12 protein-coding genes are annotated in these 12,013 nt (G+C 68.7%); 3 read left to right on the plus strand and 9 right to left on the minus strand.

The window, feature by feature from the left end; translation table 11 throughout:
* Nucleotides 1–23: 23 nt before the first annotated feature.
* From J5J86_RS02440 to ccmI, 7 genes are all read right to left on the minus strand, one after another.
* Complete coding sequence (locus J5J86_RS02440) at nt 24–1,586, minus strand: Do family serine endopeptidase (protein WP_247657928.1); 1,563 nt, start codon at nt 1,584–1,586, stop codon at nt 24–26.
* Nucleotides 1,587–1,777: 191 nt separating this feature from the next.
* Nucleotides 1,778–2,761 carry a Bug family tripartite tricarboxylate transporter substrate binding protein gene (locus J5J86_RS02445; protein ID WP_209103322.1) on the minus strand — a complete coding sequence of 328 codons (984 nt, stop codon included), beginning with the start codon at nt 2,759–2,761 and terminating at the stop codon, nt 1,778–1,780.
* Between the two features lie 155 nt (nt 2,762–2,916).
* On the minus strand, nt 2,917–3,849 hold the full coding sequence (locus J5J86_RS02450; protein ID WP_209103324.1) for a dihydrodipicolinate synthase family protein: 933 nt from the start codon (nt 3,847–3,849) through the stop codon (nt 2,917–2,919).
* 309 nt (nt 3,850–4,158) lie between these two features.
* On the minus strand, nt 4,159–4,632 hold the full coding sequence (locus J5J86_RS02455) for a cytochrome c-type biogenesis protein (RefSeq protein WP_209103326.1): 474 nt from the start codon (nt 4,630–4,632) through the stop codon (nt 4,159–4,161).
* Nucleotides 4,633–4,634: 2 nt separating this feature from the next.
* Complete coding sequence (locus J5J86_RS02460) at nt 4,635–6,620, minus strand: heme lyase CcmF/NrfE family subunit (RefSeq protein WP_209103328.1); 1,986 nt, start codon at nt 6,618–6,620, stop codon at nt 4,635–4,637.
* A complete protein-coding gene (ccmE, locus tag J5J86_RS02465; RefSeq protein WP_209103330.1) occupies nt 6,617–7,150 on the minus strand; it encodes a cytochrome c maturation protein CcmE in 534 nt (177 codons plus the stop codon). Before ccmE ends, J5J86_RS02460 begins: the two co-directional genes overlap by 4 nt.
* 74 nt (nt 7,151–7,224) lie before the next feature.
* Complete coding sequence (gene ccmI, locus J5J86_RS02470) at nt 7,225–8,412, minus strand: c-type cytochrome biogenesis protein CcmI (protein WP_209103331.1); 1,188 nt, start codon at nt 8,410–8,412, stop codon at nt 7,225–7,227.
* Nucleotides 8,413–8,594: 182 nt separating this feature from the next.
* Between ccmI and J5J86_RS02475 the strand changes: the two genes are divergently transcribed.
* Nucleotides 8,595–8,972 carry a YidB family protein gene (locus J5J86_RS02475; RefSeq protein WP_209103333.1) on the plus strand — a complete coding sequence of 126 codons (378 nt, stop codon included), beginning with the start codon at nt 8,595–8,597 and terminating at the stop codon, nt 8,970–8,972.
* A 93-nt stretch (nt 8,973–9,065) separates the two neighbouring features.
* Nucleotides 9,066–9,770, plus strand: a complete 705-nt coding sequence (locus tag J5J86_RS02480) for an SDR family oxidoreductase (RefSeq protein ID WP_209103335.1) — start codon at nt 9,066–9,068, stop codon at nt 9,768–9,770.
* Between the two features lie 12 nt (nt 9,771–9,782).
* Here the strand turns inward: J5J86_RS02480 and queD are convergent, their stop codons facing one another.
* Nucleotides 9,783–10,139 carry a 6-carboxytetrahydropterin synthase QueD gene (gene queD / locus J5J86_RS02485; protein WP_209103337.1) on the minus strand — a complete coding sequence of 119 codons (357 nt, stop codon included), beginning with the start codon at nt 10,137–10,139 and terminating at the stop codon, nt 9,783–9,785.
* Nucleotides 10,136–10,768 (minus strand): 7-carboxy-7-deazaguanine synthase, encoded by a 633-nt coding sequence (gene queE / locus J5J86_RS02490; protein WP_209103338.1) that lies wholly within the window; start codon nt 10,766–10,768, stop codon nt 10,136–10,138. The genes queD and queE overlap by 4 nt, the downstream gene beginning before the upstream one ends.
* A 228-nt stretch (nt 10,769–10,996) precedes the next feature.
* Between queE and J5J86_RS02495 the strand changes: the two genes are divergently transcribed.
* The gene (locus tag J5J86_RS02495) at nt 10,997–11,944 is read left to right on the plus strand and encodes a ring-cleaving dioxygenase (RefSeq protein WP_209103339.1); all 948 of its coding nucleotides are present in this window, start codon (nt 10,997–10,999) and stop codon (nt 11,942–11,944) included.
* Nucleotides 11,945–12,013: the final 69 nt, after the last annotated feature.

The raw sequence follows: 12,013 nt of genomic DNA on the forward strand, positions 1-12,013 counted from the left end.
GGAGGACCGGGCGCCCCTCGAAATCAGCCCGCCGGCTTGGTGTCGAGGGCGATGGCGACGAAGCGCACGCCCTGGTCGTTCTTCACCCGCACCAGCACCGCCTTGCGGTTTTCCGCCTTGGCGGCGGCGAAGCTGTCCTGCACGTCCTTGGGCGAGGCGACCGCCTTGCCGCCCACGTCCAGGATGACGTCGCCGGAGCGGATGCCGCGCTGGGCGGCGGGGCCGGAGGGATCCACCTCCGTCACCACCACGCCCTCGGAGCCGGCGCCCTGCACGCTCTTGGCCGGCGCAAGCTGGAGGCCGAGGCGCGGCACGTTCTGCCCGGGCTGGGCGCCGTCCTTGTCGGAAAGGCTGGCCTGCTGCTCGCCGGGCAACTGGTCGAGCTTCACCGCCACCTGTATGGTCTTGCCATCACGGATCACCGTGAGCTGCACCGAGTTGCCCGGCTTCATCATGCCGATCTTCTTGGACAGGTCGCGGGCGTCCTTGACCACGTCGCCATTCACCTTGGCGATCACGTCGCCACTCTTCAGGCCCGCCTTGGCGGCCGGCGCATCGGGCTGAACCTGGGCGACGAGCGCGCCCTCGGCGGCATTCAGGCCGAGGCCGGAGGCGAGGTCGTCGGTGACCGGCTGGATCTGCACGCCGATATAGCCGCGCGCCACCTTGCCGTTCTCACGCAGCTGGTTGACCACCGTCTTCACGGTCTCGGCGGGGATGGCGAAGGCGATGCCCACATTACCGCCGGACGGCGAGACAATGGCGGTGTTCATGCCGATGACTTCGCCATTGAGGCCGAAGGTCGGGCCACCGGAATTGCCGCGATTGACCGCCGCGTCGATCTGGATGAAGTCGTCATAGGGGCCGGCGCCGATGTCGCGGCCGCGGGCCGATACGATGCCGGCGGTCACGGTACCGCCGAGGCCGAAGGGATTGCCCACGGCGATGACCCAATCACCCACCCGCGGCGGAACGTCGGAGAGCTTCACCCACGGCAGATCGGTCTTGCCCTCGATCTTCAGCAGCGCCACGTCGGTGCGCGGATCGGTGCCGATGACCTTGGCCACATAATCCTTGCCGTCGGTGGTGGTGACGTCCACCTCGCTGGCGCCATCCACCACATGGTTGTTGGTCACCACATAGCCGTCGGCGGAAATGATGAAGCCGGAGCCCTGGCCCACCACGCGGCGCTCGGACGGGCCGCCCCGGTCAGCCTTGGGACCGCGCGGGCCCATCGGGCCGTTGGGGCCGCCCTCGAAGCCGAAGCGCTTCAGGAACCGCTCGATCTGAGGGGGCACGTCGCCGCCGAGGCCGCCCATGCCCTCCTCGCCCATGGCCATGGACTGGGCATTGACGTCCTTCTTGATCTTCACGGACACGACCGCAGGCGACACCTTCTCGACGATGTCGGCAAAGGAATTCTGGCCGGGCGCCGTATTGGTGGCGATCTGCGCCATGGCCGGGCTGGCATAGGGCGGGATGAACTGGCCGGCCACCGCCCCGGTGACGGCGAGACCCACGACACCGGCGAGCAGCAGGCTGCGGCGGCGACGGATGCGAGAGGAAGAAGGCGTGGTTCCAGTCATCGGGACGTCGTCTCTCAAGTTTCTGCCCCCCATGGGGCACCCTTGAGAGGCAATGTAGAAACGTGACCCTTACGGCGCCCTGGCGATGGAATTACCGATCCGTAATGCGCGTCACGGCTGCGTGAGAAGCGTGAAGCGGGGGTAAACCCCGGCTTCACGCCTCTCGCCGCACGCCATCCCCCCTGCCCCGCTCAGGTGGGCTCGAACTTTGCGGCCTTCAGCAATTCCTCGCCCTTCTTCAGATAGGCCCTCTGGAAGGCATCGAACGCGGCTGGCGTCTCGGCGGTGGGCTCCACCCCGATCTTCGCCAGTTGGCCGCTCTCCGCCAGCGACTGCACCGCCGCATTGATGGCGCCGTTGAGAGTGGCCACCAGATCGGCCGGCATGTCCTTGGGACCCCACACCCCATACCAGGAGAATTGGTTCAGGCCCGGCATGCCGCTCTCGGCGGCGGTCGGGACGTCGGGCGCGAGCTTCGTGCGCACCTCGGAGGTGAGCGCGATGGCCTTCACATTGCCGGACTGGGCGGAGGGCAGCAGCGCGAGCACCGGATCGATCATCAGTTGCACATTGCCGCCCGACACATCGAGCAGGCCCGGCGCCGTGCCGCGATAGGGGATGACATTGAGGTCGAGGCCGGCGAGGCGGTTGAATTCCAGCTCCGCCAGATGGCCCGGAGAGCCGATGGCCGAGGCGGCGAAATTCCAGTCCGCCGGCGCCTTGCGGGCAGCCGCCACGATCTCGGTGATGGTGGTCTGTGGCTGCTTGGGCGACATGACCAGGATCATGGGCGCGACACCGGCGCGGGCGATGGGCGTGAAATCGGCGATCGGGTCATAGGGCGCGGCCTTCATGACCGAGCCCACCATCACCTGCGTGCCCGCTGAGAACAGGATGTTATAGCCGTCCGGATCGGACTTGCGCACCGCATTGCCGCCCACGGAGCCGTTGGCGCCGCTGCGATTGTCCACCACGACGGTGTAATTCTTCAGGTCGCGCAATTGCTGGGCGATCAGGCGAGCGAAGACATCGACGCCGCCGCCGGGGGCGAAGGGCACCACCATCTTTATGGGACGATTGGGAAAGTCGTTGGCCGCCCGAGCAAGGCGGGTGGAGGCAAGGCCCGCGCCGAGGAGCGCGGCCGAGGAGATGAGAAAGTCACGTCGCTTGAGCATGGTTTCCTCCAGCCGCCCGTTCTGTTGTTTTTGCTGGGCGTGCGTTTGTTATGGAAAATGGCGCATCGTCGCGCTCTGCGATACATGGCTACCCCCCGCCGACCTGAAGATCGGCGGGGTGGCGCGGCAGCCGGAGCGCAGGCCTCAACTCACGCTCAGGCCGCGAGGGCCTCGCCCACCAGCGGATAGCCGGCAGCCTTCACGGCGGCGCGGATTTCCACATCAGCGGCATCGCCGAGCGGCTTCAGGGGCTCGCGGATGTTCACGTTATCGATCAGGCCGCGGGCGCGCAGGGCATGCTTGAGCGCAACCGTGCCTTCCATGTGCGAGCCGCGGTGATAGACCGCGCGGGTGAGCGGCAGCAGCTGCTCGTGATACTTGCGGGCCAGCGTATAGTCCTGCGCCTTGCCGGCCGCGAGGAATTCCAGCAGCAGTTCGGGCGCCATGTTGCCATAGCCCACCAGCAGGCCGTCCACGTCGAACATGGTCGGCAGCAGCCATTCGTCGTGGCAGGACATGATGGCCAGGTTCGGGAAGGCGTTCTTGAGCGCGGGAATCTCGTTGTACCAGCGCTTCATGTCGCGCACGCCATTCTTGGTGGCAGTGACGCCGGGAATGGCGGCGATCTCAAGCTGGGTGTCGAGGTCGTAATTGGCCTTGGTCACGGCCGGATACTGGAACAGGATGCATTCCAAGCCCGACTGGGCCACGGCCTTGTAGCGGTCCTGCGGCGCGCCCTTCTGGTAGCCAAAGCGCAGCCAGCCGTGGTTGGGGTAGACCAGAGCGGCGCTGGCGCCGGCCGCGATCTTCTGCTTGGCCTCGATCTCCGCGACCTTGGTGCCCTCGCCGGTGATGCCGGCCACCACGGGCAGCGGGGTGGCGTCCTTATAGACGCGGATCAGCTCGATCTGCTCGTCATGGGTGAGGAACGTGCCCTCGCCCGCATGGCCGAGGATCACCAGGCTTTTGACGCCGGGAATGGCGGCCAGCCACTTGGCGAGGCGGGCATTGCCCTCGAAGTCCACGTCGCCATTGTCCTTGAAGAGGGTGACGGGCGCCGGGTTCAGGCCCTTCCAATCGATCGCCATTTCTCTTGTCCTTCCTTGGGTTCTCGTGGGCGCGGCGCCGGGTCGATGAGGCACCTGCAAGCGGCCCCCCAACGTGACCCCCTAAAGTGAGGATCGTTAGCGGGAACGTTCCCAACGTTCGCCTGGAACGTTCCCGCTGTCAAGCGCCATGTGAATGCCTCCACCTTTTCGACGAGGGTTTTCGGTTCACCGACGCGTGATGACCTCGCGGAAGGCCCAAGCAGTGCGCGAACCTGCCCCTGCGCGCCCACGGGGCGCGGCGTGTGAAGTCAGGAGCGGAATTGCAGGGCGCGCAACGGGACTGGAGTCTCAGCGCTCCTCGCGGGGGTCCTGCGCCAGAAGACGCGCGACGCGAGCTTCCTCGTCGGGCGTCAGGCGCGCGACGTCCGGCGCTCCGCGCCTGCGCATGGCGAAGAGGACAAAGACGCCCCCCAGCAGGATGGCCAGGATGGGCGCGCCCCACAGCAAGGCGTTGCGCCAGGACAGAACCGGGCGCATCAGCACGAACTCGCCGTAGCGGTCCACCATGAAGGACAGGACCTGCTGGTTGGTATCGCCGGCCTTGAGGCGCTCGCGCACCAGAAGGCGCAGGTCCCGGGCGAGCGGGGCGTCGGAATCGTCGATGGACTGATTCTGGCAGACCATGCAGCGCAATTCCTTCGAGAGCTCCCGCGCCCGCGCTTCCAGGGCGGGGTTGGAGAGCACCTCATCGGGCTGCACCGCATGGGCCGGGGCGAGGCCGAGGGGCAGCAGCAGGGACAGGATCAGGAGCAGGATGCGCATGGCTATTCCGCCGGAACCGAGGCGACGGCCCGCCGGCGCGCCGTGCGCGGCGCGCCCACCCGCAGGCGGCGATCGGCCAAGGAGAGTGCGCCGCCCAGCGCCATCACCACCGCGCCGATCCAGATCAGCGTCACCAGCGGCTTCCAGGAGGCGCGCACCGAGACCACGCCGTCCGTGCTTTCCTCGCCCATGGCCACGTAGAGCTGGCTCAACCCGAAGGTGCGGATGCCCGATTCGGTGGTGCCCATCTGGCGCGCCGCGAACTGGCGCTTGCCCGCCTCGATGGTGCCCTGGCTGACGCCGCCCTCGCGGATCTCGAACACCGCGACGCGGGCGCGATAATTGGGGCCGCTGCGATTTTCCATGCGCGCGAGCGTCAGGTCGCGCGATCCGATGGTGATGGACTGGCCCACCTTCACCGCGCCGATGCTCTCCAGGCTCCAGGTGCTCTCGGAGACGATGCCGAGTAGGCACAGGCCGACGCCGAAATGGGCCACCGCCGTGCCGAAGGTGGAGCGCGGAAGCCCGCGCAGCCGGCGCAGCGCCGTTGAGACGGGCACGCGGCCGAAGCCGGAGCGTTCGGCGATGTCGGTGAGGGCCCCAATCATCACGAAGACCGCGATGCCGATGGCCACCGGCGCGAGGACCGGGCCGCGCCCCTCCGCCGCCGCCGTCACCACCGCCGCCACCACGGCCAGCGCCGCCGCCAGCATCAGCCGCTGCCCCACGCCCAGGAGATCGCCGCGCTTCCAGGCCAGAAGCGGGCCGAAGGGCATGGCGAAGACGAGGGGCAGCATCAGCCCGCCGAAGGTGAGGTTGAAGAAGGGCGGCCCCACCGTGATCTTGTCGTCGGTGATGGCTTCCAGCGCCAGCGGATAGAGCGTGCCCACGAACACCGAGGCGGTAGCCGCGGTGAGGAAGAGATTGTTGAGCACCAGCGCCCCCTCGCGGGAGACCGGCGCGAACAGGCCGCCCTGCCGCAACTCACTGGCCCGCAGCGCAAACAGGCCGAGGCCACCACCGATGAAGACGGTGAGGATGGCGAGGATGAAGACGCCGCGCGCAGGGTCCGTGGCGAAGGCATGCACCGAGGTGAGCACGCCCGAGCGCACCAGGAAGGTGCCGATGAGGGAGAGCGAGAAGGCGATCACCGCGAGCAGGATGGTCCACACCTTCAGGGCGTCGCGCTTTTCCATCACCACGGCGGAATGCAGGAGCGCGGTGGCGGCGAGCCACGGCATCAGGGAGGCATTCTCCACCGGGTCCCAGAACCACCAGCCGCCCCAGCCCAGCTCGTAATAGGCCCAGTAGGAACCCATGGCGATGCCCAGCGTCAGGAACACCCAGGCCGCCAGCGTCCAGGGCCGCACCCAGCGCGCCCAGGCGGCATCGATCCGCCCCTCAATCAGCGCCGCCATGGCGAAGGAGAAGGAAATGGAGAGCCCGACATAGCCGAGATAGAGCAGCGGGGGATGGATGGCGAGGCCGGGGTCCTGGAGGATGGGATTGAGGTCCCGCCCCTCCGCCGGCGCCGGAACCAGCCGCAGGAAGGGGTTGGAGGTCAACAGGATGAACAGCAGGAAGGCGGTGGCGACCGAGCCCTGCACCGCCAGCACATTGGCCCGCAACTGGTCCGGCAGGTTGGACCCGAACACCGCCACCAGCGCGCCGAAGGTGGCGAGCACGAAGACCCACAGGAGCATGGAGCCCTCGTGGTTCCCCCAGGTGCTGGTGATCTTGTAGATGGTGGGCATCTGCGAGTGGGAATTCTCCACCACATTGACCACCGAGAAATCGGACGTGAGATAGAGCGCCACCAGCGCCCCGAAGGCGAAGGTGATGAAGCCGAAGAGCACGATCGCCACCGGGGCGGCGACGCCCATGAGCACGCTGTCCCCCTTCGCCGCGCCCCAGGCGGGCACCACGGTCTGGAACAGGGCCAGGGCCAGGGCCAGGATCAGGGCATATTGGCCAAGCTCGGCGATCATTGGGTGAGGCTCCCGGGCGCCGTGGAGGCGGGCTTGGTGGTGGCGGCAGCGGGCTTGGCCTTGGCCGGGCCGTCGGCGGCGCCGGGCCTGGCCTGCTGGGCCTCTTCCATCCAGTGGCCCTGCTGCTTGAGGGCATCGGCCACCTCGCGCGGCATGTACTTTTCGTCATGCTTGGCGAGCACCGTGTCGGCCTTGAAGGTGCCGTCCGGCTGCACCGCGCCTTCCGCCACCACGCCCTGCCCTTCCCGGAACAGGTCCGGCAGGATGCCGGTATAGGCGATGGTCACGCGGGCATTGCCGTCGGTGACGGCAAAGCGCACGGAGGGGCCCTCTTTCACCAGGCTGCCGGTCTCCACCAGCCCGCCGAGGCGGGTGCGGGTGCCGGGCGCGACCTTGTGTTCCGCCACCTCGGTCGGGGTGCGGAAGAAGACGATGGTGTCGTTGAGCGCCGTCAGGATCAGCCCCGCGGCAAGACCGAGCACGGCGAGCCCAACCCCGATCAGGACCAGGCGGCGACCTTTTCGCGTCACGTCCTCACACCCTCCACCTTGGCCCCTGCCTTGCCCAAACGTGCCTTGCCCACACTCATCCGTGCGAGGGCGGATCAGCCGCCGACGCCCAATTCCTTCGCGGTCGCCTCGATCCGGGCGGTGGCCTCGGCATCGCCGCTAAAGGCGGTGCGCGCCTGATCCAGCGCCCCACGAACCTTGTCCGGTTCGCCCAGCACCTGGAAGGCCCGCGCCAGCCGCAGCCAGCCGTCCAGATCCTTGGGAGATGCCTTCAGCCGCTGCTCCAGGCGATCCACCATGCCCTGCACCATGGCCGAGCGCTGGTCGGCCGAGAGGCTGGAGGCCGCAGCCACATCTTGGGCGCTGGGGCCGGGAATGGCCAGTCCGGGAGACGCCGGAGGCGCGGCGGGCTTCAGAGACGGGAGCTTGGCCTCGGGCACCGGCGCGCCGGCACGGGCCAGCGCAGCGCGCACCAGCCCAACCCACGGCGCGCCCGGAGGCGCCTCTTCCACCATCTTTGTCCAGATAGCGACCGCCTCGGCCTTGCGACCATCCTGCTCGGCAGCCAAACCAAGGAAATAGCGGGCCTTCGGCATGTCGGGCTCAAGCGCCAGCGCCGCCTTGAAGGCCCGCGCGGCGTCCTCGTTCACGATCCCGTCGCCCCGCAGCACCAGCGTCTCGCCCAGCGCCGCCTGCCGCTCGGCGGTGGCGCCGAGGATGCGGATGGCCTGGGCATAGGCGCGCACGGCGTCATCCAGGCGCCCCATGCGCACATAGACGGGGGCGAGCAATTCATAGCCCTGGCCGTCGGTGGGATTGGCGGCCAGATGCTCCTCCACCTTGCGCACCAAGATGGCCACGTCGGTGCGATCCGCGGGTGCCGCGAGGCGCTCGGCCAAAGGCGCGCCGGGAAGGGCGGGCGATCCCAGGTGCCAATAAAGCGCGGCGCCCATGACCGGCACCGCCACCAGGGCCAGTGCCGCCACCATGCGCCGGCGGCCGGTGCCGGAGCGCGCCGGAGCGGCGGCGCGGTCCAGCCCCGCCTGATCGGCGGCCGCCAGCATGCGCCGGGATACCTCCACCCGTGCCGCCTGCGCCTGTTCCGGCGAGAGGAGGCCGGCGGCCAGATCCCGGTCCAGCTCCGCCAGCTGGTCGCGATAGACAGCAAGGTCCGCCTCCCGCGCCTCGCGGGGAGCACGTCGACGGCTGAGCGGCCACAGCACGGCCATGACCGCCACCGCGGTCATCAGGGCCAGCGCCGCGAAAAGCGGGGCGGAGATCATGTTTATGCCGTTAGCGGAGGATGCGGGCAAAGCAAAGGCTGCTTTCCGTCGCGGGGGGCGGTAGGAAGGCCGACTTCAGGAAAGCGTGATCGCAGCGCCACCCGCGACCATGTTCCAGGTTGCGAAGGCGCGCCGTTCGCGCTTTTTGATCGACCGTCCAAGGATCAGAAGGAAGACGGCCCATGGCCCTGTTCGACAAGCTCAGCGGCGGGCTGGGCGGCTTCCTCAATTCCGGCCTCGCGGGCGCCATGATGGCCGGCCTGCCGACCAAGCTCCAAGCGGCTTTGGCCTCCAGCCCCTATGGCGACCTCGACGGCCTGCTGGAGCGCTTCCGCGAGGCGGGCTTTGCGGACGAGGTGGCCTCCTGGCTGTCGGAGGGCGAGAATCTTCCCCTCACCCGCGAGCAGATCATGGAAACGGTGGACCCCATGACCATGGGGGATCTGGCCGCCGCCATCGGCGTGCCCGCGCCCATGCTGCCGGGACTGATGGCGCAATACTTGCCCGTGGTGGTCGACAAATTGAGCCCGCGCGGCACGCTGGACATGCCCAAGCTCTGACCCGCCGGGCGCCTTGACGAAAAGCGCGAATTGGCGCCCAACACCTGCCGAAGGGCGGCACGGTCCGCCGCCCGCACAGGCAGGGAGGCGCCCGTGGGCGATCAGAAGGTGGCGGTGGTGACGGCCGGCGGCTCCGGCATGGGCGCTGCGGCGGCGCGACGGCTGGCGGCGGACGGCTTCAAGGTCGCCATCCTCTCCTCCTCCGGCAAGGGCGAGGCGCTCGCCGCCGAGCTGGGCGGCATCGGCGTCACCGGCTCCAACCAGTCCAATGACGACCTCAAGCGCCTGGTGGACCTGACCGTTTCCACCTTCGGCCGCATCGACGTGCTGGTGAACAGCGCCGGCCACGGCCCCCGCGCCGCCATTCTCGACATCACCGACGAGGACTGGCACAGGGGGATGGACACCTATCTGCTCAACGTCATCCGCCCCACCCGCCTGGTGACGCCGATCATGCAGGCGCAGAAGGCGGGCGCCATCATCAACATCTCCACCGCCTGGGCGTTCGAGCCGAGCCCCATGTTCCCCACCTCCGCCGTGTTCCGGGCGGGGCTGGCGTCCTTCACCAAGCTGTTCGCCGACGCCTATGCGCCCGACAATGTGCGCATGAACAATGTGCTGCCCGGCTGGATCGACAGCCTGCCCCAGCAGGACGCCCGCCGCGACGCCGTGCCCATGGGCCGCTACGGCACCTCGGCCGAGATCGCCGCCACCATCGCCTTCCTCGCCTCGGAGGGTGCCGGCTACATCACGGGGCAGAACATCAAGGTGGATGGCGGCCTCATGCGCTCCGTCTAGCGCCGGATCCCCTCAGCGCCCCTCATATTCCGCCCAGGAGAGGGGCGTCTCGAACACCCGCACGGTGGCGAGCGCCGGCAGGAGGGGCTTGGCGCGGTCCCAGATCCAGATGGCGATGTTCTCGGCGGTGGGGTTTTCCAGCCCCTCCACGTCGTTGAGGCAATAATGGTCGAGCCGCTTCAGCAGCGGGTCGAACACCGCCTCCACGTCGAAGAAATCCACCACGAAGCCCGTATGGGCGTCCACCGGCCCCTCCAGCACCAGTTCCACCCGGTAGGAATGGCCGTGCATGCGGAAGCAGCGGTGGGTCTGCGGCACGTTCGGCAGGCGGTGGGCCGCCTCGAAGGTGAAGGCCTGGGTGATCTTCATGGGATGCCGACCATCTTGTGGGTCTGGACGGAGAGGCGCCAGTGCGGGTGGTCGAGGCAATAGGCCACCGCCGCGGCGGTGTTCTCGGCGCGCGCCGGGCCGTCCATGGGTTGCAGGAAGAAATGGGTGAAGGCGAGGCCCGCCATATCCGCCGGGTCGAGCCCCGCCTGCGGATAGACCAGCTTCAATTCCTGGCCGGCGGTGAGGTTGAGCGCCGCGCCCGCCTTGGGGCTGACGCAGATCCAGTCGATGCCGGCGGGCGGCAGCAAGGTGCCGTTGGTCTCGATGGCGATCTCGAAGCCTTCCGCATGGGCGGCTTCAACGAGCGCGTCATCCAGTTGCAGCAGCGGCTCGCCGCCGGTGAAGACCACCAGCCGCCGTCCCCGCTCCGGCCCCCAGACGCGGGCGAGCGCCGCCGCCAGCGCAGCGGCGTCCGCGAAGCGCCCGCCGCCTTCGCCATCGAGCCCCACGAAATCCGTGTCGCAGAAGCGGCACACGGCCTCAGCGCGATCCTCCTCGCGCCCCGACCACAGGTTGCAGCCGGCGAAACGGCAGAACACCGCCGCCCGACCCGCCTGGGCGCCCTCGCCCTGGAGGGTCTTGAACATTTCCTTCACCGCATAGGACATGGGCCAAGCCCATATCGCCGCAGGGGCGCGGAGGGAAGCCTCTGAATGGCCGGCCATGCCGCCTCGCAAGCCCCGTTTGCGAAAGCGCAGATCGCAATCCCCCTCTTGAGCCCCTAACTGTGCATCAACGCCCTCAACGCCCCCGCCTCACCCCTCGGTGGAGCGGGAACAGGCGGGCCAGGGTTTTCCATTTTTCGGCGGCGATCGCCCGCCGACAGGAGAGGCACCATGCAGCTCACCGGCATTCACCACCTCACCGCCATCACGGCGGATGCGGCCTATAACCACCATTTCTACACGGACACGCTGGGCCTGCGCCTCGTCAAGAAGACGGTGAACCAGGACGACACCTCCGCCTACCACCTCTTTTATGCGGACGGCGAAGCCAATCCCGGCACCGACATCACCTTCTTCGACTGGCCGGCGGCGCCCGAGCGGCGCGGCACCCATGCCATCGTGCGCACCGGCCTTCGGGTGCGAGATGAGGCGGCGCTGGATTTCTGGGCCGGACGGCTGAAGGAGAAGGGCCTCGCCACCTCCGGCCTCATCAGCCGCGACGGGCGCACCGTGCTGGATTTCGAGGACAAGGAAGGCCAGCGCCTGACCTTGCTCGCCGATGGCGGCACCGGCCCCGGCGTGCCGTGGGAGAAGAGCCCCGTGCCCGCCGATTACCAGATCCGCGGCCTTGGCCCCATCACCCTCTCGGTGCCGGACCTTGCCCCGACGGACGCGGTGCTCACCCATGTGATGAACATGCGCCAGGCCCGCATCTACCAGGCCGAAGGCGCGGACGTGGCCGTCTATGAGATGGGCGAAGGGGGCCCGGCCGCCGAGCTTCACGTGCGCATCGAGCCGAAGCTCCGCCCTGCCGGCCAGGGCGCGGGCGGCGTGCACCATGTGGCCTTCCGGGTGCCGGACTTTGCGGAATATGACGCCTGGGCCGAGCGCCTCGCTTCCCTGCGCGTGCCCTCCTCCGGCCCGGTGGACCGCTTCTATTTCCGCAGCCTCTATTTCCGCGAGCCCAACGGCATCCTCTTCGAACTCGCCACCGACGGCCCCGGCTTTGCCACCGACGAGCCGCTGGAGAGCCTGGGCGAAAAGCTGTCCTTGCCGCCGTTTTTGGAGGGGCGCCGGGCGCGGATCGAGGCGGGGTTGAAGCCGTTGGTTACGGTGTGAGGGAGTAAGGGCGGGCGGCCCTGGAGGGCCGCCTGCGGGGGGGGGGGCCGTAGCGTCCTCCACCAGGGC

The sequence above is a fragment of the Aquabacter sp. L1I39 genome (assembly GCF_017742835.1).
In the GTDB taxonomy this organism is placed as follows: domain Bacteria; phylum Pseudomonadota; class Alphaproteobacteria; order Rhizobiales; family Xanthobacteraceae; genus L1I39.

Coding starts and splice junctions, on each gene's coding strand:
- J5J86_RS02440 (WP_247657928.1), bottom strand. CDS start 1,586: ATGACTGGAACCACGCCTTCTTCCTCTCGCATCCGTCGCCGCCGCAGC.
- J5J86_RS02445 (WP_209103322.1), bottom strand. CDS start 2,761: ATGCTCAAGCGACGTGACTTTCTCATCTCCTCGGCCGCGCTCCTCGGC.
- J5J86_RS02450 (WP_209103324.1), bottom strand. CDS start 3,849: ATGGCGATCGATTGGAAGGGCCTGAACCCGGCGCCCGTCACCCTCTTC.
- J5J86_RS02455 (WP_209103326.1), bottom strand. CDS start 4,632: ATGCGCATCCTGCTCCTGATCCTGTCCCTGCTGCTGCCCCTCGGCCTC.
- J5J86_RS02460 (WP_209103328.1), bottom strand. CDS start 6,620: ATGATCGCCGAGCTTGGCCAATATGCCCTGATCCTGGCCCTGGCCCTG.
- ccmI (WP_209103331.1), bottom strand. CDS start 8,412: ATGATCTCCGCCCCGCTTTTCGCGGCGCTGGCCCTGATGACCGCGGTG.
- J5J86_RS02475 (WP_209103333.1), top strand. CDS start 8,595: ATGGCCCTGTTCGACAAGCTCAGCGGCGGGCTGGGCGGCTTCCTCAAT.
- queD (WP_209103337.1), bottom strand. CDS start 10,139: ATGAAGATCACCCAGGCCTTCACCTTCGAGGCGGCCCACCGCCTGCCG.
- queE (WP_209103338.1), bottom strand. CDS start 10,768: ATGTCCTATGCGGTGAAGGAAATGTTCAAGACCCTCCAGGGCGAGGGC.
- J5J86_RS02495 (WP_209103339.1), top strand. CDS start 10,997: ATGCAGCTCACCGGCATTCACCACCTCACCGCCATCACGGCGGATGCG.